The organism is Vibrio nereis NBRC 15637, from assembly GCF_001591105.1.
Lineage (GTDB): Bacteria > Pseudomonadota > Gammaproteobacteria > Enterobacterales > Vibrionaceae > Vibrio > Vibrio nereis.
In genome coordinates this window covers 112,248-137,469 of the sequence record NZ_BCUD01000011.1, presented here as the reverse complement: position 1 = coordinate 137,469, position 25,222 = coordinate 112,248, and the positions used below count along the sequence as shown (strand labels likewise).

22 protein-coding genes are annotated in these 25,222 nt (G+C 46.4%); 12 read left to right on the top strand and 10 right to left on the bottom strand.

Going from position 1 to position 25,222, the window contains the following annotated elements; translation table 11 throughout:
• Positions 1-115 precede the first annotated feature (115 nt).
• Positions 116-1,195, bottom strand: a complete 1,080-nt coding sequence (locus VNE01S_RS13020) for a PQQ-dependent sugar dehydrogenase (RefSeq protein ID WP_053393965.1) — start codon at positions 1,193-1,195, stop codon at positions 116-118.
• A gap of 220 nt (positions 1,196-1,415) precedes the next feature.
• Here VNE01S_RS13020 and VNE01S_RS13015 point away from each other — a divergent pair, with 220 nt between their 5' ends.
• The 5 genes from VNE01S_RS13015 (at position 1,416) to VNE01S_RS12995 (ending at position 8,038) form a co-directional block, all read left to right on the top strand.
• Entirely contained in the window at positions 1,416-2,204 is a 789-nt protein-coding gene (locus VNE01S_RS13015) for a TetR/AcrR family transcriptional regulator (RefSeq protein WP_053393966.1), read from the top strand.
• A gap of 176 nt (positions 2,205-2,380) precedes the next feature.
• Positions 2,381-4,759, top strand: a complete 2,379-nt coding sequence (locus VNE01S_RS13010; protein ID WP_053393967.1) for an efflux RND transporter permease subunit — start codon at positions 2,381-2,383, stop codon at positions 4,757-4,759.
• 7 nt (positions 4,760-4,766) lie between these two features.
• On the top strand, positions 4,767-5,558 hold the full coding sequence (locus VNE01S_RS13005; protein ID WP_162208405.1) for an outer membrane lipoprotein-sorting protein: 792 nt from the start codon (positions 4,767-4,769) through the stop codon (positions 5,556-5,558).
• Between the two features lie 20 nt (positions 5,559-5,578).
• Positions 5,579-6,748 carry a hypothetical protein gene (locus VNE01S_RS13000; RefSeq protein ID WP_373278558.1) on the top strand — a complete coding sequence of 390 codons (1,170 nt, stop codon included), beginning with the start codon at positions 5,579-5,581 and terminating at the stop codon, positions 6,746-6,748.
• A gap of 186 nt (positions 6,749-6,934) precedes the next feature.
• A complete protein-coding gene (locus VNE01S_RS12995; protein WP_053393970.1) occupies positions 6,935-8,038 on the top strand; it encodes a GGDEF domain-containing protein in 1,104 nt (367 codons plus the stop codon).
• Here VNE01S_RS12995 and VNE01S_RS12990 read toward each other — a convergent pair.
• Positions 8,035-8,517 carry a GNAT family N-acetyltransferase gene (locus VNE01S_RS12990; protein WP_053393971.1) on the bottom strand — a complete coding sequence of 161 codons (483 nt, stop codon included), beginning with the start codon at positions 8,515-8,517 and terminating at the stop codon, positions 8,035-8,037. The two genes, VNE01S_RS12995 and VNE01S_RS12990, sit on opposite strands and share 4 nt — an antisense overlap.
• Positions 8,518-8,780: 263 nt before the next feature.
• On the opposite strand from VNE01S_RS12990, the gene pheS reads away from it, so the two are divergent.
• The 3 genes from pheS to VNE01S_RS12975 all read left to right on the top strand — a co-directional run bounded on the left by pheS (position 8,781) and on the right by VNE01S_RS12975 (position 12,897).
• Positions 8,781-9,764 carry a phenylalanine--tRNA ligase subunit alpha gene (gene pheS / locus VNE01S_RS12985; protein WP_053393972.1) on the top strand — a complete coding sequence of 328 codons (984 nt, stop codon included), beginning with the start codon at positions 8,781-8,783 and terminating at the stop codon, positions 9,762-9,764.
• 18 nt (positions 9,765-9,782) lie between these two features.
• The gene (gene pheT, locus VNE01S_RS12980) at positions 9,783-12,170 is read left to right on the top strand and encodes a phenylalanine--tRNA ligase subunit beta (RefSeq protein WP_053393973.1); all 2,388 of its coding nucleotides are present in this window, start codon (positions 9,783-9,785) and stop codon (positions 12,168-12,170) included.
• A gap of 199 nt (positions 12,171-12,369) precedes the next feature.
• Positions 12,370-12,897, top strand: a complete 528-nt coding sequence (locus tag VNE01S_RS12975; RefSeq protein ID WP_053393974.1) for a hypothetical protein — start codon at positions 12,370-12,372, stop codon at positions 12,895-12,897.
• 323 nt (positions 12,898-13,220) lie between these two features.
• Here VNE01S_RS12975 and VNE01S_RS12970 read toward each other — a convergent pair whose 3' ends face one another.
• Complete coding sequence (locus VNE01S_RS12970; protein WP_053393975.1) at positions 13,221-13,670, bottom strand: hypothetical protein; 450 nt, start codon at positions 13,668-13,670, stop codon at positions 13,221-13,223.
• A gap of 39 nt (positions 13,671-13,709) precedes the next feature.
• Entirely contained in the window at positions 13,710-15,050 is a 1,341-nt protein-coding gene (locus tag VNE01S_RS12965; protein WP_053393976.1) for an MATE family efflux transporter, read from the bottom strand.
• Positions 15,051-15,155: 105 nt separating this feature from the next.
• Between VNE01S_RS12965 and VNE01S_RS12960 the strand changes: the two genes are divergently transcribed.
• The 3 genes from VNE01S_RS12960 (at position 15,156) to VNE01S_RS12950 (ending at position 17,519) form a co-directional block, all read left to right on the top strand.
• A complete protein-coding gene (locus VNE01S_RS12960) occupies positions 15,156-16,121 on the top strand; it encodes a LysR family transcriptional regulator (protein ID WP_053393977.1) in 966 nt (321 codons plus the stop codon).
• A 150-nt stretch (positions 16,122-16,271) separates the two neighbouring features.
• A complete protein-coding gene (locus VNE01S_RS12955) occupies positions 16,272-16,895 on the top strand; it encodes a bifunctional 4-hydroxy-2-oxoglutarate aldolase/2-dehydro-3-deoxy-phosphogluconate aldolase (protein ID WP_053393978.1) in 624 nt (207 codons plus the stop codon).
• Positions 16,896-16,961: 66 nt separating this feature from the next.
• Positions 16,962-17,519, top strand: a complete 558-nt coding sequence (locus VNE01S_RS12950; RefSeq protein ID WP_053393979.1) for a YceB family lipoprotein — start codon at positions 16,962-16,964, stop codon at positions 17,517-17,519.
• Positions 17,520-17,580: 61 nt separating this feature from the next.
• On the opposite strand, the gene VNE01S_RS12945 is transcribed toward VNE01S_RS12950, so the two are convergent.
• From VNE01S_RS12945 to VNE01S_RS12920, 6 genes are read right to left on the bottom strand one after another with little or no spacing between them, the layout of a single operon-like run.
• Positions 17,581-18,762 (bottom strand): tetratricopeptide repeat protein, encoded by a 1,182-nt coding sequence (locus VNE01S_RS12945; RefSeq protein ID WP_053393980.1) that lies wholly within the window; start codon positions 18,760-18,762, stop codon positions 17,581-17,583.
• A 3-nt stretch (positions 18,763-18,765) separates the two neighbouring features.
• Positions 18,766-19,425, bottom strand: coding sequence for an energy transducer TonB (locus tag VNE01S_RS12940; RefSeq protein WP_053393981.1), 660 nt, complete (start codon positions 19,423-19,425; stop codon positions 18,766-18,768).
• Positions 19,397-19,804: an ExbD/TolR family protein gene (locus VNE01S_RS12935; protein ID WP_053393982.1), complete on the bottom strand. Its 408-nt coding sequence runs from the start codon at positions 19,802-19,804 to the stop codon at positions 19,397-19,399. Before VNE01S_RS12935 ends, VNE01S_RS12940 begins: the two co-directional genes overlap by 29 nt.
• Complete coding sequence (locus VNE01S_RS12930; protein WP_053393983.1) at positions 19,782-20,306, bottom strand: MotA/TolQ/ExbB proton channel family protein; 525 nt, start codon at positions 20,304-20,306, stop codon at positions 19,782-19,784. The genes VNE01S_RS12935 and VNE01S_RS12930 overlap by 23 nt, the downstream gene beginning before the upstream one ends.
• Positions 20,300-21,604, bottom strand: coding sequence for a MotA/TolQ/ExbB proton channel family protein (locus VNE01S_RS12925; protein WP_053393984.1), 1,305 nt, complete (start codon positions 21,602-21,604; stop codon positions 20,300-20,302). Before VNE01S_RS12925 ends, VNE01S_RS12930 begins: the two co-directional genes overlap by 7 nt.
• A gap of 5 nt (positions 21,605-21,609) precedes the next feature.
• A complete protein-coding gene (locus VNE01S_RS12920; RefSeq protein ID WP_053393985.1) occupies positions 21,610-22,368 on the bottom strand; it encodes a DUF3450 domain-containing protein in 759 nt (252 codons plus the stop codon).
• A gap of 475 nt (positions 22,369-22,843) precedes the next feature.
• Between VNE01S_RS12920 and VNE01S_RS12915 the strand changes: the two genes are divergently transcribed.
• On the top strand, positions 22,844-25,174 hold the full coding sequence (locus VNE01S_RS12915) for a TonB-dependent receptor plug domain-containing protein (RefSeq protein ID WP_053393986.1): 2,331 nt from the start codon (positions 22,844-22,846) through the stop codon (positions 25,172-25,174).
• Positions 25,175-25,222 lie beyond the last annotated feature (48 nt).

The window sequence follows — 25,222 nt, the reverse complement described above, 5'->3', positions numbered from 1 at the left end:
GTGTCGCTCCAAATAAGAAATCCCAGCAGAAATGCTGGGATTTTTTGTATCTGCCGTACATCAATCATCGCAATGATCTGAGCGTACTGTTTTTCGATAGGTACGTTCGGTGATATTACTGCCCAACCAAGCGATAGATCTTCCCGCTGTCGGTACTAAAGACAATCTCTCCGTTGGGTAGCACCTCGATATCTCTTATTCGCTCTCCAAGTGACTCAAGAATACGCTCTTCTTTCACTACATTGTTGTACTGATCTAAGCTGACTACGTTGATGTGAGTGAGCTTTAGCGCACCAGCGAGCAATTTCCCGTCTAGGGAAGGGTAGCGTTCCCCACGATACAGCACCAATGAACCTGGCGCGATTGAGGGAATATAAACTTTACGTGGCGAGACGATGCCTTCTTTTTCTTGCGCTTCACCGACCGAAATGGGCCCCCAATACTCTTTGCCGTGTGATGTCACGGGCCAGCCATAATTGGCGCCCTTGGTGATCAAATTGATTTCATCGCCGCCACGCGGGCCGTGCTCGATAGACCAAAGTGAATTGGACTGTGGATCGAAATGCAGACCTTGTGGATTGCGATGTCCGTAACTCCAAATTTGCGGTTCGATCTTCGCGTTACCAACAAAAGGGTTGTCATCCGGTACGGAGCCATCAGGATTGAGTCGCAATATAGAGCCTGCATGTGTCGCTCTATCTTGGCCGTTCTTTCTTTCCCCCCGATCTCCAACCGAGAAGTACACGAATTTTTCATCAAAGGCGATACGGCTACCGAAGTGACGCCCCGTATCAGAACCCGAATAGGTAACTAATAAGTCTTGCCAGTCGTTCAGCGTTTTACCGTCATAAGTTGCCACAGCCAGCGTGGTTTCAATAGCATCATCAACTCGTTGGGAGTAAGTGAAATAGAATTGATCGTGTGCAAAAGGCGAGTGAGCGACATCTAATAAACCACCTTGCCCATAAGCCGCTACACGTTCTACTTGTAGCAGTGGCTTGACGGCCTTTGTTTTGAGGTTTAACACGCTGATTTGTCCGTTCTGCTCAGTAAGCATAACGTTGTTAGCGTCAATTGCGCTTAATCCCCAAGGTACATTCAATCCTGATACCACTTCTTCTGGCGCCCAGTTGGCTGCCAAACTTTGCATTGGCAGTAATAGCGCAGCACACAGAACTCGATGTTTAAACGACATTGCTTTTCCCTAGCTGAAATTACCCTTGTAAATATCTTAGCATTGAGAACGATAAGTTAGGTTAATAAATTAATTTCATATGTCTCTTGCAATGAACGATAAATGAACTAATATGACGATGTGTCAAAAATGACGAGTCGTCATAAAGTGGATTTATAACGACTCTGATATTCGTGTTACAATCGGTACGTGTAAGGAGTTTCAAAGAGACGGATTAATCATGTTTGGCTTTAGCTGTAGTAAAAATGACAAGAAAGATAGTGGCGGCTGTGGCGTGGGTTTAACCAAAAAGCAGCAAGCGATAGCGGATCGGGAAGTTGAACTGACGCTATTGGCGAAGTCTATCGTAAGGGAACAAGGGTGGAGCAACTTAACAATGGATAAGTTGACCGCTGCGAGCCCCTATTCGAAAGGGACTATCTATAATCATTTTTCGAGCAAAGAGGACGCTATCCTCGCGTTGTGCATTCACTCGTTAAAAAGAGAAAGTGTACTGTTTGCCAGAGCGGCGGCATTTGAAGGTTCGACACGAGAACGAATCATCGCTATGCACGTTAGCTTTAGTGTCTATGCGCGGATGGAACCGGTGTTGTCGACCTGCCCAATTATGGCTAAGAGCCCTTGGGTACTAGAAAAGGCATCACCTGAACGTGTGAATGAACTGAATAAACTCGAAGAGCAGGTCATAGACCATGCGGATTTGTTGGTTACCGATGCGGTGAAAGAAGGGGATTTGAAATTCTCACCCGGTATCAGCTCTGACGCGATAGTGTTTGCAAACTGGTCTATTGCCTTTGGTTCGAATGCGCTCGCGCAAAATGCGTCAAATAGCCGTTGTATTAACCGTATACAAGACCCTTATTCATTACTGAATAACGCGAATATGTTGCTTGATGGTCTGAACTGGAAACCGCTCTCATCTGAGTGGGATTACCGTAAGACTTGGCGCCGTGTAGAACAAGAGCTATTCCACGAAGAAATGGAGTATCTCGAGTCGGTCGGCAGATAGCATCGCAGTTTAAAAAGCCCAACGTGGGCTTTTTAAATCTCCTTTGGTGACGAATCGTCAATTTTTGATAAAAGCAATCCGTGCGGACATCTGTGTCCGAAATTTTGCTTGATGACCAGCATTTGCTGGTTTTTATATCACTTACTATGACGAAACGTCACAAAATGGAGAATGTGATGACAACGAATAATTCAACCCCAGACGCGGCAAACAGTTGGCTAACATTGCCGACGCGATTTAGTTGGTGGGTGTTATTGGCAACGATGCTCATGCTTATCGCGGCTTCGATAGGTGCAAAAAACCTCTACTTCAGAGGTGACTACAGTATCTTTTTTGAAGATGACAATGTTCAGTTGCGTGCCTTTGACGAGATACAAACGACGTTTGCTAAGTCAGACAACCTCGCGATCGTAATCGCACCAGAAAGTGGTACGGTCTTCGAACCTGAAACGCTTACGTTGCTGCAGCAAATTACCCAAGACGCGTGGCAAATTCCTTTTTCTAACCGCGTTGATTCGTTGGCGAACTATCAGCATACCGAAGCGTATCAAGATGACCTGATCGTTGAGGACTTGCTGCTGGAAGATTATCCACTCACGTCAGAGCGGATTGAGAAAATTAAGCAAATTGCTCTATCAGAGCCAGTGGTCAAAGACTCGTTGGTGTCACGTGACGGTCATGTCGCGGTGATCAACATTACGTTGCAATTGCCACAATTGGATGAGACAGCAGAAATACTGGAGATCAACCACAGCTCAGACCAACTGATTGCTAAGTATCAGCAACTCTATCCAAATGTAGAGTTTCATAAAGCGGGTATCGTTGCGCTCAACTACGCGTTTATGGACTCGGCGCAGGAGGACAGTATGACGCTGATCCCGACCATGTTGCTGGTGATATTAGTCTTCCTCACCGCTATGTTACGTTCACTGTTGAGTGTGGTTGCAACGCTAGTCGTGATCATCATGTCGGTATTGGCGACGTTTGGTATCTCAGGCTGGGTCGGTATATTTCTTAGTACCTCAACAGTCAACATTCCCACGTTAGTGATGACGCTCGCTGTAGCCGACTGTGTCCACGTGATCTCGACCATGCGTCAGTACATGAAAAAAGGGCATAGCAAGCAATATGCGATCGATCAGAGTATCGCCATCAACTTTGTCCCGATCATGATCACTTCGGTCACTACTGCGATCGGCTTCTTGATGATGAATATGTCCGATTCTCCAATCTTGCGTGACTTCGGAAATTTGGCCGCACTCGGCGTTATGATCGCCTGCTTCCTTTCAGTATCTATGCTGCCTGCGATGCTCAAGTTGTTACCGATTCGCGTCGAGCCTCAACCAGAAGGGGAGCAAGCACCGTCTGATGTGATGGATAAACTGGGCGATTTGGTCGTTAAGTATCGTCAATGGCTACTACCCAGTTCGGTATTAGTCATCGCTGCAACCGCTGCTTTGATCCCGTTGAATAGAGTGAATGACGAATCGGTGAAGTACTTTGCTACCAGTAGTGAGTTCCGCCAAGCTGCAGACTTCATGGAAGCAAATATTAGCGGTATGACGAACATCAGCATTGCGGTGAAAACCAATGAGTCACAAGGTATCGCCGATCCTGAGTTTCTGAAAACCATCAGTGATTTTACCGGTTGGCTGCGTAATCAACCGGAAACAGACCATGTGGCGTCCTTGTCCGATGTCTACAAACGTCTTAACAAGAACATGCACGCTGATGATGCAAGTTATTACCGTCTGCCTTTGGAGCGTGAACTAGCCGCACAATACTTGCTGCTTTACGAGATGTCTCTGCCATACGGCTTGGATTTGAATAACCAGGTCAATGTCGACAAATCGTCGATCAAGATGGTCCTAACAACCGATAACCTCGGCAGTGTTGAGCTGGTGGATTTAGAAAACAGAATCTACAACTGGTTTGCGTCAACGGCGCCGCAATATGAGGTGGTTGCTTCGAGTCCATCGCTAATGTTTGCCCACATTGGTGAAACCAATATGGAGAGTATGCTTTCAACCTTGCCAGTCACATTGATCCTCATCTCCGCTTTGATGGTGTTCGCTCTGCGATCTTTTCGATTAGGCATGATCAGCATCGTACCCAACATTGCGCCTGCGGTTATCGGCTTTGGTGTTTGGGCGCTGTTTTCAGGTGAAATCAACCTTGGCTTATCGGTGGTGGTGACGTTGACCTTGGGTATCGTTGTCGATGACGCGGTGCACTTCCTGTCGAAATACCAACGCGCTCGAAAACTGGGTCAATCAGCGGAAGAAGCAGTTCGCTATGCCTTCCACACCGTAGGTCGAGCGCTATGGATCACCACGGTGGTACTGGTGTCTGGCTTCCTAGTCTTAGCCATGTCGAGCTTCAGACTGAATGCGGATATGGGACAGCTCAGCGCAATGGTGATCTTCTTGGCGTTGGTGGTCGACTTTGTCTTCTTGCCAGCTCTACTGATGCGATTTGATACCGCGAGTTATACCGAGTCCGAAAACAGTGAACTTACGCCTGCTCGCACCGCTACTCCACAGATTCAAAACTAAGGGATGAATGATGAAAACACTATCAATGATTAAAGCAATCTCGGTTTCTGCGCTGGTTCTCTGCTCGGCGCAAACATTGGCTACGCCGGAACGCGGCTTAGAGATCGCCACGGAGCGTAAAGCTCGTGATGAAGGTTGGGGAAACTCAATGGCGACGATGCAGATGATCCTCAAAAACGCGCAAGGCGAGAGCAGTACGCGCGAAATGCGTTTGAACTCCCTTGAAGTGGATGGCGATGGTGATAAAGGCCTGACGATCTTTGACGAGCCAAGAGATGTTAAAGGGACGGCTTTCCTCAATCATTCGCACGTCACAGAAGCAGATGATCAATGGCTCTATTTACCAGCACTAAAACGCGTGAAACGTATTTCTTCACGCAATAAATCGGGTCCATTTATGGGCAGTGAATTTGCCTATGAAGATTTAAGTTCATTTGAGCTGGAAAAGTACCGTTTCAACTATATCGGTGATGAGGAGTTGGATGGCTATGCGACCTACTTGATTGAGCAAGTGCCGACGGACAAAAACTCGGGTTACACCAAGCAGTTAGTATGGCTTGACCAGCAACACTATCGACCACTGAAAGTTGAATTTTACGACCGCAAAGCCGCACTGTTGAAAACCCTGACTTTCACCGATTACAAACAGTATTTAGATAAATACTGGCGAGCGCATACGATGAGTATGGTCAATCATCAGTCAGGCAAAAGTACGCTTCTTACCACCAGTGAACTCAGCTTTCAAACGGGTCTGGATGACAAAGACTTCCAGAAAAACATCCTCAAGCGCGTGAAATAAGGAGCCTCATGAAACAAGCAATGAGTGTGACCGCTCGACTAATCGGCAGCGCTGTACTGACTTTGGTGGCGCTGCAATGTCACGGTGTCGAGCTGTCTGGACAGTTGAACTTAGAACACCGACAGTTTTTCTCCGATGGCTTGCAAGGGCAGGATAAAGGGCAAAGTTCGCTGGTTCTGCAACCCGAACTATTTTGGGAAATCGGCGAGCAATCGCAGTTTACCTTCACGCCGTTCTATCGTCTCGATAGCCTGGATGATGAACGTAGTCATGGAGATATTCGCGAAGCGTTGTACTTAACTTACTGGGATGACTATGAGTTGCGAGCTGGGATCGGTAAAGTGTTTTGGGGCGTCACTGAATCGGCGCACTTGGTCGATGTGGTTAACCAAACCGATGCGGTTGAAGCGGTTGATGGTGAAGACAAGCTGGGTCAGCCGATGCTTCATTTCACTTCAATAAAAGAGTGGGGCACGCTGGACGCGATGATGTTGCCGTATTTTCGTGAACGTACGTTTGCTGGGAGTGACGGCCGTTTGAGGCCGACAATTGCAGTCTCAGAGGATGCGCTCTACGAGTCATCGCGAGAGCAGAAGCATTTGGATTTTGCAGCGCGCTATTCCAAGATGCTCGGTGACTGGGATGTTGGCGTCAGTTACTTTCAAGGTACCGACCGCGATCCCTATTATCGTTTTGACTCTGGTGAACTCAAGCCTTACTACGCTCAAGCTAAACAGCTTGGATTGGATGTTCAAGGGATTGTCGGAGACTGGCTCTGGAAGCTGGAAAGCATTTACCGCGATAGCCTACATCATCATACAGGTGTCGTAACGGGATTTGAGTACACGGTGGTCGGAGCATTGGGTAGCGTGTGGGATGTTGGCTTGATCGCCGAATATCTGTACGACAGTCGCGGCAATAACGCACAGACGATCGGTCAAAATGATCTGTTCCTTGGGACGCGGCTGGCACTCAATGATGCAGACAGTACCGAGATCTTATTGGGAGTCACACAAGACTTGGATCATAGTGATGTGTACAACGCGAAGCTCGAAGCGTCTAGCCGCTTAACCAATCATCTCAGTTGGCGAATCGACGGCTGGTTGTTTGAAAATGACACGCCGGATGACTTACTTTACTTCGGGCGCCAAGATGACTTTTTTGAAGTGTCGTTGGAATACTATTTCTAAGTGACTAAGTTCACTGTTTTAACGCTTAAAAATAGATAATGAAAAAGCGGGGCTGATCTAGCTCCGCTTTTTATTTTTTAGTTCTTAGCATTCTGTAAAAGCCATGTAAAAATCCATGATATATATGCGGGTATAAGCAAGTTATATTGAACTTTTATAAGAGAAAACGATGAAGGCTAGGGTTATATGACGTCATTTAAGTGGGACAACTGCTATGAGACAGGTATTCATGACGTAGATGAACAGCATCAGTATTTAGTTGAAATCATCAATCGTTATGGTGACTTGATCGCTGAGAACAATATCTCTCTTCAGGATATCCGTATGGCGTTATTTGAGCTTTCTCGGTATTCAGAATTTCATTTTAAAGAAGAAGAGCAACTGATGCGCCAAGAAGGCGTGTACCACGAGCACATTGAAGCTCATGTTAAAATTCACCGTGCCTTCATGGCTGATATCATCAGCATGCAGGCCTTTATCAGCGAAGAAAATAAGAAAGCCTCTGAACAACTTTTAAATTTCCTTATCCATTGGCTCGCTTATCACATTCTTGGTATTGATCAGAATATGTCGCGTCAGGTTGCACAGATTAAGGCAGGGGTTGATCCTAAAGTTGCTTACGAAAGGGAAGAGAAAAAACAAGCAAGCTCTACTGAGCCGCTGTTGAGGGCATTGAATGGTTTGTTTGACCAGGTGTCTGAACGAAACAAAGAGTTGTTGGAGCTCAACCAATGTTTAGAAGATAAAGTGCATGAAAGGACTAAGCAGTTATCTCAAGCCAATAAACAACTCGAAGAGCTGTCATTGACTGACTCATTAACCAAGTTACCTAATCGACGCTGTGCCATTCGAAAGCTCAAAGTGTACTGGCAAGAATCAATAAGAAATAACGAGCCATTGGTCTGTATCATGATCGACGCGGATAACTTTAAACAAGTGAATGACACGGCCGGACATGATGCTGGTGATAGGCTACTCATTGAGTTATCACATACATTGCGTGATTCATTTCGTAGTGACGATCTTGTGTGTCGTTTAGGTGGCGATGAGTTTTTTGTTATCTGCCCAAATACAGAACTACAGGGTGGGATACATATCGCAGAGCTCACCAGGCAAACGGTGTCCAACATGCTGATTCCTACCGGAGAAGGCGCATGGCGAGGCAGTATCAGTGTCGGTGTAGCAGAGCGTACTGCTGAAATGGACGACTTCAATGATCTTATCAAAGAAGCCGATAATGCTGTCTATATCGCGAAGTCTGGTGGTCGAAACTGCGTGGCTGGTGGTTAAAGTTCTTTCAGCATCCATACGTCACAGCCATTATGTTCGGTGCCATCCATCGGTTGGTCTAAATGTTCAAAGCCGAGATGTTCATAGAGTTTAATGGCAGAAGTCATGGTGTTTAATGTGTCCAGATAGCAGCTTGTGAACTCTTGCTGCTTCGCAAATTCCAAGCATTGCTCACTCAGCTTCTTTCCTAAGCCTAAGCCACGACTTTCTGGCAATAAAAAAAGCTTTTTCAACTCACAGGCATGTTCTGAATGGTTGAAAGGTGCAATCCCACCCCCACCGACAACTTTGCCGTCTAATGTGGCAACAAAGTAGCGGCTTTTATTCGCAAGAGAATAATGTTCACTCATTGCCAACACTTCTGGGTCTGACGGCCCAAAGCCTTCACCAATCGCTCCGAACTCGGCGCCGACAGATTGAATAATGGCGCGAATATTGGAATTTTGCGCAGCGTGGATTGGCGCGATCTCGATTTTCATTTAGGGAGCCCTAGTTGTTAAGTCTTTGTTCTTAACTTTGGTGTTAGATTCTCTTTTATCAAGCGTTGGGATGAAATTTTATCCAAAGGCATTAAATAAAAGGATTTCAGTTTGGATTTGCACTTGTCATTCGTTACTATGTACAGCTATTTATAGACCAAAAATCCCTGTCGGGTATCAGCCTCCTGCGAAGCTATACCCATAAAGGACACTACCACTTATGCCTATTACTTTGCAGGTGGGCATAGGTAGATGAGGAAACGATGCAACATCTAGAAGAGATCATTGCTAACGCGGGCGCAGCAATTGAAGCTGCAGATTCGCTAGTCGCACTTGATGAAGTGCGTGTTCAGTATCTAGGTAAAAAAGGTGAGCTAACGGCTCAGCTTCAAAGCCTAGGTAAACTACCACCAGAAGAGCGCCGTACTGCTGGTCAAGAGATCAACAAAGCGAAAGGCATTGTTCAGCAAGCTATCGCAGCTCGTAAAGACGCGCTACAACGCGCAGAGCTAGAAGCGAAGTTAGCAGCAGAAACTATCGACGTGACTCTACCAGGTCGTCGTATCGAGAATGGTGGTCTACACCCAGTTACTCGTACAGTTGAGCGTATTGAACAGTTCTTTGGTGAGTTAGGCTTTAACACTGAGTCTGGTCCTGAAATTGAAGACGCGTTCCACAACTTTGATGCGCTGAACATTGCAGAAGATCACCCAGCTCGTACTGACCACGACACCTTCTTCTTTAACCCAGATTTGATGTTGCGTACTCACACGTCTGGCGTACAGATCCGTACGATGGAAAATGGCAAGCCTCCTTTCCGTTTTATCGCTCCGGGCCGTGTATACCGTAACGACTACGACCAAACGCACACGCCAATGTTCCACCAAGTGGAAGGTATGCTGGTTGACGAGAACGTAAACTTTGCACAGCTGAAAGGCATTCTGCACGATTTCCTATGTAACTTCTTTGAAGAAGAAGTAGAAGTTCGTTTCCGTCCTTCATACTTCCCGTTCACTGAGCCTTCAGCAGAAGTTGACGTGAAAGGTAAAAACGGCAAATGGCTTGAAGTGTTAGGCTGTGGCATGGTTCACCCGAACGTACTACGCAGTGTTGGCATCGACCCTGAGAAATACTCTGGTTTCGCATTTGGTATGGGCGTTGAGCGTCTGACTATGCTTCGTTACGGCGTAAACGACCTACGTGCGTTCTTCGAGAACGATCTTCGTTTCCTTAAACAGTTCAAGTAATCCAGGGGATTTATCACTATGAAATTCAGCGAATCATGGCTTCGTGAGTGGGTAAACCCTGCGGTATCGACTGACGAGCTTACTCACCAAATTACAATGGCGGGTCTAGAGGTAGACGACGTACTACCTGTAGCCGGTTCATTCACTGGCGTTAAAGTGGGTCACGTTGTTGAATGTGGTCAGCACCCTGACGCAGACAAACTACGTGTGACTAAAATCGACGTGGGTGAAGAAGAGCTACTAGACATCGTCTGTGGCGCGCCAAACTGTCGCCAAGGCCTTAAAGTTGCAGTTGCAACGGTAGGTGCGGTTCTTCCAGGCGACTTCAAAATCAAGAAAGCGAAACTACGTGGTCAACCTTCTCACGGCATGCTCTGTTCATTCACTGAGCTGGGTATCGACGTAGAGTCTGACGGCATCATGGAACTAGCAGAAGACGCCGTTATCGGTACCGATTTCCGCGAATTCCTCGGCCTTGAAGATGTAACGGTAGACGTAGACTTAACAGCAAACCGCGCTGACTGTTTCAGCATTCGTGGTCTTGCTCGTGAAGTGGGCGTACTAAACCGTGCAGACGTTACAGAGCCTGCGGTTAACCCAGTTGCGCCAGCGATCGATGATACAGTTTCTATCGAAGTAAAAGCGTCAGCAGCGTGTCCTCGTTACCTTGGTCGAATCGTTAAGAACGTAAACGTTCAAGCTGAAACACCACTTTGGATGCAAGAGAAACTGCGCCGTTGTGGTATTCGCTCAATCGACCCAGTGGTTGATATCACAAACTACGTTCTGCTAGAGCAAGGCCAACCAATGCACGCATTTGATCTGGCTAAGATCGAAGGCGGCATCGTGGTACGTATGGCAGAGCAGGGCGAAAAACTGACTCTTCTAGACGGTACAGAAGCTGAGCTAAACGCAGACACACTAGTGGTTGCAGACCACGGTAAAGCGCTAGCGATCGCGGGTATCTTCGGTGGTGAAGAATCAGGCGTAACTGCTGAAACAAAAGACGTGCTGCTAGAGTGTGCATTCTTTGCACCTGACCACATTCGTGGCCGCGCGCGTAGCTACGGTCTACATACTGATTCTTCAATGCGTTTTGAGCGTGGTGTCGACTTCGCACTACAAACAAGCGCAATGGAGCGTGCTACTGAGCTTCTTGTTGAAATCTGTGGCGGTGAAGTTGCACCTGTTGTGGCAGTAGAATCTGAATCTGATTTACCAACAGCAAACACCGTGGCACTGCGTCGTACTAAACTTGATAACCTACTTGGTCACCACATCCCTGATGCTGACGTAGTAGAGATTTTAGAGCGTCTTGGCCTAACTGTTGAATCAACAGAAGCCGGTTGGATCGCGACGGCACCGACATGGCGTTTTGACATCGCGATTGAGCAAGACTTGATCGAAGAAGTTGGCCGTATCTACGGTTACGACAACATTCCAAATCAAAACCCAGCAGCAGCACTTAAGATGAACGACCACGTTGAAGCGGATATTCCTCTTAAACGCGTTCGTAACCTGCTAGTTGACCGTGGTTACCAAGAAGCGATCACTTACAGCTTTGTTGAACCAGAGCAGCAAAAACTGATCGTGCCTGACGTAGAGCCGCTAATCCTGCCATTCCCAATTTCTGTGGAAATGTCAGCGATGCGTCTAGGTCTGATTCAAGGCCTACTGAACACAGTTGTTCACAACCAAAAACGCCAGCAGCCACGTGTTCGTCTATTTGAATACGGCTTGCGTTTCATTCCTTGTGAATCGGCAGAAAACGGCATGCGCCAAGAGCCAATGCTAGCAGGTGTGATTGCAGGTACTCGCGGTGAAGAGCACTGGGACATTGAAACTAACACGGTTGATTTCTTTGACCTTAAAGGTGACCTAGAAGCAATTCTAGAGCTTTCTGCAAACGAAAAAGCGTACTCTTTCGCGGCAGCGAAACACCCAGCACTTCACCCAGGTCAATCTGCGGCGATCGTTGTAGACGGCAAAGAAGTGGGCGTGATCGGTACGGTTCACCCAGAGCTAGAGCGCAAGTTTGGTCTGAATGGTCGTACTATCGTATTCGAAATCGAATGGTCGGCGATCAACACGAAAGTGATCCCAGAAGCGGTTCAACTGTCTAAGTTCCCATCAAACCGTCGTGACATCGCAGTCGTTGTCGACGAAGCAGTAGCTTCAGGTGACATCGTTGCAGCGTGTCTTGAGCAAGGTGGTGAGTTCCTGAAAGATGCGAAACTGTTCGACGTTTACGTAGGTAAAGGTGTTGAGGAAGGCAAGAAGAGCCTTGCGATTGCACTGACACTACAATCTGTTGAGCGTACGCTTGAAGATGCAGACATCGCCGGCGCGGTAGAAGCTATCGTTGCACACGTATCAGAGAAGTTCGGTGCGACACTGCGTGACTAATTCAAACGCATAGTGTTGTTATAAATACAAAGCCCTGCTAATCCAGCAGGGCTTTTTTGATACATTTGCCATATAAATTTGTAAAAATGGTATGAGTCTAAGTTTAATAACTCTCGAGCCAATTCAAAGTAATCAATGACTTATACCTTTCCAATTGCAGTAACATAACCATGTTAATAACAAGGTTTAGGAAAGCTGTATGAGATACAATAAGTTATACTTTGCATTAGTAGGTTTACTCGCAGGGTGTGGAGGTGGTGGTGGAAGCGACTCAAAACCGAGTATTGAGACAGGGGTTTGTGGTAACACGCAAGAGCACTCTTGTTCTTATTCGGTTGATCAGCTGCAAGCTAATTTCAGGGTAGAAGTGGATAACTCTGCTGACCAGGTCGAGCTTCATGCGACTGTATCGAGAATTGGTGATCATCTAAATGAGCTTATTTTGGCGGATGAAGACCGATTTGAGATTGTGGCTAATGGTAAAACTTACCGATCTAGGGTGAATGAATTCGGTAAGATCGAATTTGACAAAGTACCCATGTCTAGTAATCACGATTACGAGTTTTTCTACTACCGAAATGACCAGTTAGCGGGCTATGCTACTCTTTTATATGGACCGGATAAGGTAGAACAGGGTGGTACTGCTTCTGCCATTGTAGGCGGTAATGAATTCAGTTTCGATGCTTTGATGGGCGCGCATACCTCGTTTGATATACTTGACTTGTAGCTATCTTGCACCGTCTTTGAGCCGTATCAAGATAAGGATTGGTATGTTGAAAACGCTGATAGAAAGCGACCGGACTTAAAGGATGTCTATGGTTCGCAAACTTGGCAATTGGATACCATGTTTGGGATACCATACTCGGATCTACAAGCGACATACGATACGTGCTCCGTGAGAGCGTATTATTGGGGTGACACACAAACTACATCAGCCGAGGTACATGATGGCACCGTCTATGTCTCTACCTTATCGGCTCCAATGCTAGAGAGAAAAGTCTTCTAGTTGATGAGGCAAGCCCGGTTAACGACCGGGCTTGATTATTTTTATCAGTGACTGATTTTAATCCCGACAGAATCAAAGCGAGCATAAGGATTTTTGCTCTCGCAGTGGTACCAACTGCTAGGCATGTTATGCATTAACCCTGTGTGCTTTAACGTGGCTTGCTCTTGTTTGGTGATCACCACAAAGTGCAGTAAACAATCTAGGATTCGTTTTAGGCTAGTTGGGGTCAGTAAACCATCGCGAGCATAGCGCTTTATTTCTCCCACCACGACCTCTAAAGGGACAATAGGCTCTAACGCTGATTGCTTAATCGCCTGAACTTGATTGGAGCGGGGTGCGTTAGCACGTACCATTTCCCAATCTGGTTTTCCATGCTTGGTAAGGAAACCTTCGCGAAAGCAAAAGTAACTAAATAGAAAACGATCGATTTGTTGCCAGCGTTCTGCACGAACCTCTAAGTAAATATGTTCAAATTCTAGCTCTAGATCTGTCATGGCTGCTTCTTAATAACGTCAAGCCGCAGATGATAAAGGCTAACTGGCTGCGACAGCAAGGGAATCTGGAGCGCGATGTTTTCTGATGGCGAACAGCAACTGCACAAGCAGTAAGATGCCCGTTACACCGAGGCCAACTCCAATACCCGCCCAAATACCGCCAAGTCCAAATTTTTGCATGAGCAGCCAAGCCGCAGGTAAACCAAACAGCCAGTAACCAATAGCGGTCATGGCGGTTGGCGACACCACAATCTTCATCCCGCGCAGCAAGTTGATCGCTAAAAGTTGCCAAGCATCAACAATAAACGAAAGTGCTACTACCCAAAGAACCGCAATCAACAGTTGGGTTAGATTCGTATCTAGATTAAACGCTCCCGCAATTAGCTCAGGCCAAAGCATGAACCCACCTGCCATTATCACACTGAGTAAGGTTGTCAGACCAAAACTGCGAATGGATGTACGCTTAATCCCTTCGTAGTCTTCCGCACCAAAATCCTGTCCTACTAAGATAGCTGCCGCTTGTGAGAAACCAAAGTTAATGTTCCAGGTGAAGCTCAAGCACTGCAATAGAATTTGGTGGAGTGCCAGGGCTGCCACGCCAATCGTACCGGCCATCAGTGTTCCACCGTAAATTAAGCCGTGCTCAAGAAGAGCAGCCAATGCAATAGGAAATCCCATGGCAAGCAGAGGATTCATCAACTTCAGTGAATATTCGTCAAGGTTATACCAAGGGGCGTAAGTTGCGTATAGAGGACGTTTAAATACCCAGATCCCGTAGCCGATCATCACGATTAGAGCCGCTAATGATGTACCAGCACCTAAACCAGCCAATCCATATTCAAGTTGGAAAGCCAGCACGTAACTGATAGGAACATTTAAAGCGACTGTCAGCAATGACATCACCATGATTGAACGTACATTGCCGAAAGCACTGGTTAATCCGCGCAGCACAAGCAGGAGCAGTGACGGTAGCATTGCCCATTTTAGCGTGTCTACGTACTCCATTGCTGGCGCGGTGAGTTCTGCAGGTTGGTCTGAGAACACCAGTAGATCTGGCACAAAAGTAAAGCTGAAAGTCAGTACTACTGTTAGGAAAACAGACAGAAGCACAGCACCTTTTACGGCAAGTCGGATTTGTTGGTTGCCGAATTCTGGTCGTGCGATACGTTGACCATATGCAATGGCGATAAGGTTAGCCACACAACTTACCGTGCTGCCCGCAACAATGAAGATGAATGAATAGACTGCAGCGCCCAAACCACCGGCTGCTATGGCAGATACGCTTAGGCGTGACATCATCCACACATCAGTCAGCACCAAAGCCATTGCGATGAGTTGAGAAATAATGAGTGGGAATGCCAGCGTGAGTATTTTTTTCATTGTCTGCCTCATGATCTTTATCACGTTAAGGTAAGCATTTATGCACTGGTGTTCAATTGACATTTATGCCACTCTGACATGAGTTTAAGTTATGTGAGATCTGCTATGTACCCATACCGTCATCTCCCTTATTCCCACAACGCATTTAAAGTGTTTGAATCTGTTGCACGCCTTATGAGCTTTACTAAAGCTTCCGAAGAGCTCAATGTGACGCAAAGTGCCGTTAGCCGGCAGATAAAGCAGCTGGAAAATGAGTTGGCTTCATCTTTAGTCATACGAAAGCACCGTTCGATAGAGCTAAGTGATAGGGGTAAAGAACTATACGAGGTGTTAAGGAAAAATTACTCTAGCCTAGACTCTTTAATCGCCCAGTGGCAGGCACCTACTAAGAGTCGTATAGTCATCAAAAGTGCTTTGAGCTATGCAACCAGAGTACTGATGCCGAAAGTAGCTTGGTTGAGTGAAAAGTACCCAGATCATGAAATCGTCATCATTCCGTCTATTGAAGAAGATCCCGTCCTTGAGGCAGAAGATTGTGATTTGCTAATCATCAATACGAGTCAAGGTGATAGATACGCAGGCAAGCAGGGAGTCACTTTCTTAAGGCATGAGTATATGGCTCCCGTTTATGCTGAACTTTTGTCTAACAAAGATATCCAAACTGAGGATTTGTTATCGCTTCCACATTTGCACGCCACGCTTGATCATCAGGATTGGAAACTCTGGTGGAAAAATGCAGAGCTGAAAGGCGTCAAAAAGGGAAGAGATACGGTCTTTTATAGTTTAGATTTGGCTTTAAGTGCATGTTTATCAGGGCAAGGTGTGACGGTTACCGATCTGCTGCTAGTCCTACCGGAAATCAAGCGACAGTTTTTAAAATGCCCCGAGAATATCGCGCTGCAACACAGCGATTGGCAATATTATTGTTACCAAAAGCGACGTTCGCCAATTACGGACGATCTGCTGAACTGGTTAGTCACACAGACCCAATCGGATGAGAAAGAATTAGTTCGTCTATGTGAGAAATTTGATTGGAGTTATAAAGACGTCACGTTTACGGATCCAGCCTAAATGTGCTTACCAGTCAAGACGAGCAGATACCGTTAATATGAAGCACTTTGAGCCTTGCTTAGTGCTTTGTTAACGTCACGATGACGTAAACATTGCCATTATGACCCCACGGTTTGTTAATCAGCCGTGTAGAAAGTAAAAGGGATAAAAATGAAAAATCTAGATGAACTCCTGACAGAAATTCAGGTAGTGCCAGTCATTGCAATCAAAGATGCGAGTAAAGCAGTAAAGTTGGCGCAGGTTCTCATTGATAACGGTTTACCTTGTGCCGAAATTACGTTTAGAACAGAGGCGGCACTGCAGTCGATCAAAAACATTCGTGACGCCTACCCAGATATGTTAATTGGCGCTGGCACGGTTCTTACCACAGAGCAAGTAGACCAAGCGATATACGCGGGTGTTGATTTTGTGGTAAGTCCTGGTCTTAACCCGACAACGGTCACTTACTGTCAGCAAAGAAATGTACCAATTATTCCGGGGGTGAATAACCCGAGCCTAGTCGAGCAAGCGATGGAAATGGGGTTAAAAACTCTGAAGTTTTTCCCGGCAGAACCTTCAGGTGGCGTGCCAATGCTTAAAGCATTGACGGCCGTTTATCCGGTGAAATTTATGCCGACAGGCGGAGTAGGGCCGAATAATGTCAAAGATTACCTGTCGGTAAAATCTGTGGTTGCGTGTGGCGGTACATGGATGGTCCCGGCGGAGTTAATTGACAACGAACAATGGGATGAACTGGCTACGTTAGTACGAAACGTGGCTGGCATCATTGCCTAGTTCCTCTTGCTGAAGAAACTGCTAAAATTGACGTGTTTAACTGGAATTGAGAAGAGTTCATTTTTGATGATAAGAAAAAAACTGCCATTGCTAATTTTGACAGTGTCGGCCTTGGTGCTGAGTGGTTGTGTGAGCTACAGCATTAGCGAACAGCAGATGACTAAGTATTTGCAAGACAATGCCAACCTCAACCAATCTGTGGGTGTTGAAAACGTCATGTACGCGCAAGTGTCGGTGGATGATCTTGACGTGAAAATTGGTCGAGCAGACAAAGACCGCGTTTCTGTATTCGCTAATACCAGCGGTGAAGTACAGATGCTGAGTAGCAGCACCATGGGGTTGGACATCGACCTTGAGTTCAGTGCAATTCCTAAGTACGACCAAGACACCGGTGAAGTCTTTTTGAAATCACTGCGTTTAGAGCGTTTTGATGAAAACAGTGGTGTGCTTTCACCAGAAGTGAAGAAGCTGATAAAACCAGCGGTCTCGATGATCGGTTACGCGCTGTCGCAGCAGCCAGTATACAAATTGGATGGCTCGACCGTGAAAGCGGTGTTACTTAAATCGGCCAGCCCGAATGTTGTTGTGAAAGATAATAAGCTGGTGATTGAACTCTCTGAGTAAAATGATTTCCCCCTAAAAAGAGCAGCAATGAAGCTGCTCTTTTTGATCGTACTAAATCATGTTATTCACTATCGCTCAGGTATTGGATCTGCTCTAACCACTGCTGTGCGGTGCTCGCGTATTTTCCCTCAAGCAAAGTACTGAACTCGCGTTTGGCCTGCGCGTATTGATCGAGCTCGAAATGCACCATTGCTTTGAGTAGACGCCAGCGAGGTTGTGTTGGCTCTAGGGCCATTTGCTGCGCCAACAATGGGATCGCCTGATGCCATTGTTGTTCAGCAAAAGCGAGCTGAGCTTGCGTGGCAACACGGTTAGGCATTGCCTGAGTCTCTAACAGTGCCATGGCTTTATCACGCTGCCTTGAAAGTAACAGCGAATGCAGTTTTAGCTTGTTGATCTTGTCTCTATTTTTGGCTGACGCTGTATGCTGCGACAGGGTGGTGTAAGCGGATTCTGGCGTATTCTCTCTTATCTGCAATTGCGCGAGCAGAATACGTTGGTTTTCATCCAGCTTATTTTGGTTTTCCAATACAGAGAGCGCGGCAATAGCTTGTTTGGGTTTATTTATCAGTATGCTGTTTTGTGCGAGCCTTAACCAAAACTTGTCTTCGTTTGGGTAGCGCTGGGTCAGTTCGCCAAGTAGCTTGTGCTCTTTTTGAAGCTCTTGGGCATGCTGATACACAGCAAGTTGGAATAAATAGCGGCTTTTGGTCGCGACTTGGTTTAACGCGAGCTTAATGTAGCGCTCTGACGTTTGCCAACGTTCTAGCTGATTCGCACTGTAGGCGGCAATGGTATACAGCTCCGCCAGTTGTTTCTTGGTCACGGGTGGTGCCAGAGTGCGACCAGTGAACCGAGTGCGTGACTGCTCCCATTTATTCATATATTTGAGTGCTTGCTGAAACTGCTTGGTTTGGTAGTTCAGTTGAACACCCAGTGTAAGCAGTTGAAGAATTTTATCCTCTTCGTTTGTCAGCGCCAGCAACTCCTCTGCGAGTTTGAGCGCACAGTGGTAGTCCTCAAATTTTACGCAGGCCTGAAGATAAAGGCTGGTGGTGATCTCTTCGGTTGCCGGCCCTTGTCCTTGGTGTTGTGTATAGAAACGAGCAAATGGTTTTAAATCTGCTTCCTCTCTTTCTAACCAACGACTTAATTGTTGGAAACGTTCAATTACATCTAGGTCGATCTGAGAAAATACGGGGAAACAGACCAGAGATAAGCAAAGTAGTAACGTTTTTTGCATCTGCTAGTTCTCCAAGTTGTAATTTAATGTGATTTGTTGCCATTGTTCACCACTCTGTGGAGGCACAAACTTCCAGCGCATCACAGATCGAAGAGAAGAGCGCAAAAATACGCCTCGTGGTGACTCATCCACCACTTTGTGTTGTTCTGCTTCACCCTGTTGATTGATCAGGAGCGCCAGCACGATATAGCCCTCAATGCCATTCCGTTTGGCTTTGGCCGGATATTTCGGCGGGATCTGATAGGTGGGTTTTGCCATTACCGTTTGGGTTTGAAACTGGCTACCTTGTTGAATTCCTTGAGCGGAAAATTCAAAGCTCAAACTTGGCGTAATGTCGACGCTTTTGTCTGGTGTAAACACGACGTCAGGCAAGGTAACTAGGCTATCCAGCTTCGGTAGAGAAAAATCAACCATGGCGGGCTGGCTGGGGGCAGAGCTAGGTGCGGTTGAGGCCACCAGTGGCTTAACCGTTTCTGGCTTTGGCTGCTCTTTGGTGGCTGAGGCACTTTGCAAATAAATAGGCGAATAGGCCGTCTTCGGGGTGAAGTTTGACGGCGCAATCAGGTTATTCAGCAAGGCGATAAGGCTCAAATTGACAGCAATAGACAAGCCAATAATCACGAACCATTGAGGTTTATTTATCTTGGGTAGCGATAGCAACATTGGATATTCCAGATAAGCGCACGGCATCAATAACGCTAATGAGTGTGCCAGTGTCTAGGTGTTGGTCGGCATTGATGATCGCATTGGAGTGAGTGTCTTGGGTGAGCTTCGCCTTAAGCTGAAATTGCAGCTCACTTAGGCTGACGGTTTTACCGTTAAACCAGATAGCTTGGGCGTTATCGATGCTGACGGTCAAGGTTGTCACTTCTGATTGCACAGAAGCAGAACTCGCACTCGGTCGGTCAACTTGGATGGTCGATTCTTTTTGAAAATTTGCCGATAGAATGAAAAAAATTAATAAGATAAAGACCACGTCGATGAGCGGAGTAAGGTCAACTTGCGGCGAGTCATCTTTATCAACGAATGTTTTTATCTTCATGTGTTTCTAACTCGTGAGTAAATTGTCTAATAAACGATTGTTGTTGCCTTTGCAGGTGATAAGAGAAATACATCCCTGATAACGCGGCCAACAGTCCCGCGAGCGTGGTTAACATTGCTTGGCTGATGCCACTCGATACCGCTTCGAGCACATTCGATTGGGTGAGGTTGGCAAAGCAATCAACCATACCATCCACGGTTCCGAGCAAACCCAGCATAGGGAGTAAGCGAATGAGCAACTTCGTTTCATTCCCACCTTGCCCTAAATACAGCTTTACCTCACTCTGCCAGCGTAAGTGCAACATACCGACTAAGCTGGGCGCCAGCGGTAAGTAACCATCGCCTTGGCTAAGAAACTGTTGGGCAATACTCGCTTTGCGAAGTTGATAGATGCGCCAGTAACTTTGAATGATCAGCCCCCATAGAAGTAAGGAGCAGATCCCAATCGCCCACAAAACGGGGTTTGAATCAGGCAGTGAGGAAACGTTGAGGACACTTAGCATTCGGCCGCTTTTCCATAACGCATTTGTACGACCAATCCAGACACCTGTTGTTCGATGATCTCAGCCAAAGCTTGAGCTTTACTTTTGATTAAGCAGTGGAAGATAAGCAGAGGAATCGCCACCATTAGGCCGAGCTTAGTCGTCAGTAACGCTTCTGCAATACCACCCGAAAGCAGATCGCTATCTGTGACGCCTTGAGCCGTGATAACGCTAAAGGTTTCTATCATTCCGCCGACCGTACCAAGCAGTCCCATTAGTGGTGCGATGGCGGCAAGTACGGCAAGTGTGCCCACGCCTTTGTTGAGCCATGGCAGTTCTCGGCTGACACTTGCGTCCACCACATCTTCTATTTGTTTCGCGTGTTGGCTGGACGTCAGATCGATCAGTACTCGGCCTAAGATATTGAGATCGGATAACGCATCAAGCTGCACGGTTTGTCGGTCTACCATTCTTTTTTCTTTGGCTAACTGGCATAGCCTCACAGTGCCAACAGATAAACCGATAATCGCGACGAGAGCTATCAACAACCCAATCAGGCCCGCAGGTCTGTATTGCTCAAACCAATTACGATGGTGTGCGAATTGTTCAAATCCAGCCCCAAAAGTAGGGTCGAGGATCCAGCTAGACTCACTGGGTGCTAAATCAGGTTGAGGGGCGAGTGGTGTCCAACTCTGTCTTGATGGTTGGAACACTAACCAGCCGTAGTCTGGAGAATACTGACTGAACGGCCCAACATGGATGATATCTTTGGTTTCGATACGGCCATCTGGCAGTACAATTTCTCCCGGAGCAGTCAGAACTTGTCCAGCTTTGACCAGTTGCTCAGCCATGTTTAACCAAAGTTGGCGTACCGTTGCGATCTCAAATGCTTCTTTATCGATTGCGCTAGGGATGGTGATTAAATTCCATGTGCTGAGCTGTCTACCGTTGGCAACGAACAACTCCTGCTGGGCACTCGTTAGCTCGATGACTGCTTTGATTTCGTCTTTGCTACGCTCAACTTGCTGTTGCTTCTCCAAAAACTTTTGCTGCAGTTGCAACAGTTGATCCTCTAGGTCTCGGTTTTTTTCGTTCAGCTTTTCGAGCTGATCTTCACGTTGCTGGATGATTTTCTGTACTTCTTGCAGTCCGATTTGTTTCGAATGTTCTAACTGCTTGTAAGCCGCTACTTTGGCTTGGCCAGATTGTTCAAGGCCATCCAACACTTGCTCTAAGTTCTTGGCATAACCGACGGCTGAAAATAGCAATGCACACGTAAAAATGCCTTTCAGAAAAGGCGTTAGAGAAGAAGTTTTCATGGTGGTTAAATCGCCTTTGGCACAGTGATTATTGACGGGGCTTGACCATTGTTGGTTTGCGTAACTGCGGTGGATAGCTCACGCGTTTGTTGCTCAGAGAGCGATACCCAGCCTTTTCCTAATTGCCAGACTGCGCTGCTGCTATGATCGAGGGTCAAATAGTAGTAGCCGATACGCCCGACACTAAGAAAGATGACTTCTTGTGTGTTATCTAGCCGGCCTTGCCATGACTCTACGCGGTTGCCATAACCAATCTCAGTTTGGTAAGCGATCAGTATGCGCTCTAATTTTTGTGCCTGGTTCAGCGTTGGGTTTTCAAGCGCGATTTGCAACTGGTTTACTCTTTCCAGCCGCTGGTCAAGGTGGAATGGGAGATCTGCCGCAATCAACTCACGCAGGCCATTAAGCATGTCATCCAGAAGTGGGGAAAGACGAACTTTAATTTGCCTAACTTTGTTTAATTCAGATTCCAAATCATCAAACGCAAGAGAAAGTTGAGCGAGTTGTTTGGTGAGTCTCTCCTGGTACTTCGACTGCAGACGAATATCGTGTTCAAGTGTTCTGGCTTGCTCTTTAGCTTGCAGAATTTGGTCGTCAATGATTTCCACTTTTTCTTGCGTTGAGGCGTTCAGCGAAACACGTTCGGCTTCTCTGTTGAGCACTTCTACAGAGCTTGGTGCTGCCAATGTCTCTTTTGGTAGTACAAAAAAACAAATGATAAATGCGAGGTATAATTTGTATTGGTTTGATATGAAATGGGTCATTGAGTTTCACAACAGGGCACAAATAAGGTTGTGAATGATAATCGTTTTTACTTACAAATAAAGCCATTTCACCGAATAATTATGGTTTACTTTATAAGTTATTGATTTATATCCATTAAGTTAGATTTTTATTTTAGTTCTCTAACTCTGGTTGTTTATTGGTCAATTATGTGTGAGTAAACGGTTACTTAAAAATAAATAAAAAATAGCAAACTTAAGTTGTTTTAAATTTGTTTCGCTTTAACGCTGCCCCATATTTTATTCCAAATGATATTTATTGTCATTTATGCGTTGGTATTACTGGGGTGGCGAGTATCAGCCCGTTATTATTGAGTATGTGAATATTACATTTCATTAACTTCGAAGGCGGAAATATTGGCGTAAGTGTTAGTTATGTATGGAGTTTGTGGGATTTACTAGATAAATATTTTGGTGATAACATTGATGATAATCATTATCACTTGTGTTTATAAAAATGCCCAATAATAACAAAACGATTCTTGCAGTGGCGATTGCCTCTATTTGTTCTATCTCTCATGCGTATGCCGATTCGGAGCCATCCTCATCTGACTTAACAGTGACTATTACCGAAAGCAGAGAAGACCAAACCTTATCTAAACAAATCATTGATTCTGAAGATATTCGCGATACACCCAGCGCAAATGGCAACCTAAGTGATTATCTGAAAGAAAACCCAAATGTACGTTTTGCAGAGAGCGATCAAGATGGCTTTGCGGGTGGTGAGATCAAGCCTCTGTCTGTCTCGATCAACGGTGCTGATTCGGATCAAACCGCCTACATGGTGGATGGTATTAACGTAAACAACGATTTCGACCCATCAGGCGCGTTATTTGATGGTTCCATGGGGGTAAACCCAAACCGTAGCTCAGAGCAAGCCTACTTTTTTGATGCCAATTTATTGTCTGGAGTGACGGTTTACAGCAGTGATGTGCCTGCGCGTTTAGGTGGTTTCACGGGAGGAGCGGTGGTCGCAGAAACCCGTCAGTACAGTGGTGAAAACCGCGTGAAAATGAGCTACCGAACCACACGCTCTGACTGGGCGTCAATGCAGGTAGACCCAGCAGCAAAGCAAGTGGTCGAAAACGCGGTTCCGACGGGATTTGGTGCGACCTTCCAGCCTGTCTACAAGAAGCAGTTCTTTAGCGTAATGACAGAGCAGGCGATCACCGATGACATTGGTATGGTGCTTGGCTTTAGTCGCCGAGACTCGGACATTCAGCAAACGCGTATGATCAATCCTAAAGGGGATACCGATAAGCAAAACCACACACGCCGTTCGGACAACTTTTTGGCGAACTTCAACTGGACGCCAGATGTCGACCGCACTCTAGAGCTGGGCTTTCGTTTGTCTGACTACCAAGAAGGCAAATATCACGCTGATAGCATCAATGGTGACGTGACAGATAGCCACATTGCGTATGGTTCGACGCTGAAGTGGACACAGCGATTGGGTGACGGTGAGCTAAGTGCGACGGCCGCTTACGACAAATTCTCTGATGAGCGCGAGTCTTCATCAAACAGTGCAGTGGTCATTATCGATGTAGAGACGAACTCCAATTATGAACAAGGTGGCTACGGCAATAGCCAGGCTGTGCAGGAAAACACCAACCTGATGCTCGACTACGCCTTTGACCGTATGACTTTTGCCAACACGGCGCACCAGTTTTCTTTGGGGGCAGCGTATCGCCATACTCAGTATGATTTCAACCGTGATAATACTGTAGATCAAAAAATCATCATGACAATGGGTGATTGGGAGCTGATGAATGACACGAAGATCACACGCAAAGGCTCGGTTGATACCAGCTATCGCGACTATTCATTCTATGCTGAAGATCTTATGCACTGGAACAGTGTCACTGTGCGTACGGGTGTTCGTGTCGATCGGGATGATTTCCTAGAAAACACCAATGTTGCGCCGCGTTTTGTGACGACTTGGCAAGCTTTGCCTGATACGCGCCTTAACTTCGGTTTAAACCGCTATTACGGTCGTTCTTTTGCCTCAATGAAACTAGCCGGAGAAGTGCTCAAACTTAATGATGACCATACCCGACGTTACGAAACCATCGACGCGCTTGATACCCCGTTTGCGGATGAGCTGAGTGTCGGTATGCACCAAAACGTCGGCAATTTTGCTTTGTCGGCACAATACGTTCTTCGCGACAACAAAAAGCGCATTGTTGTTAAGCAAGATGAAATGGCTGGCCAAAAAGTGGACTCTTACGCCAATGGTTCGAGCTACAAAGTGGATGTGTACACCCTCCAAGCAAGCAATATTAAACCATGGTCGCTTGGCCCGACACTTTGGACGGCCACAGTTGGTGCGGATTGGTTAACGACTGAAAGAGCAAATCTTCAAAAAGGTCTCAATCCAAACGAATTGGTTTATCTCGATGGCAAGCTGATGTCACGCAAAGAGATGGAACAAGCGGTGAATAGCAGCACAGAAGAATGGATCGTGCGTTTAGGTTTGGATATGAACGTGCCATCTTACGACGTGGTTTGGTCGAACAAGGTGTACGTGAAAGCGCCTGTTGAAGGTTATGACTACACCATGGAATCGGCGAACGGCTACGACATGCACAAGAGCTATGACTTCGGCACCCATACTCAGTGGGATACGCGCTTACGCTGGCAACCAAACTTGGTCGGCACTCACAATGTTTACCTACAGGCGGATGTGCTGAACGTGCTGAATAAAGTTCGTCAGAAGGGTATTAAAGGTGACTACGGTATCTACTCTCCAGGTCGTGAGTTCTGGCTAGAGCTCGGCTACGAATTCTAACTAAACCCTTTTTCTTTTGTTTAACCAGCAGTGTCTGACGCTGCTGGT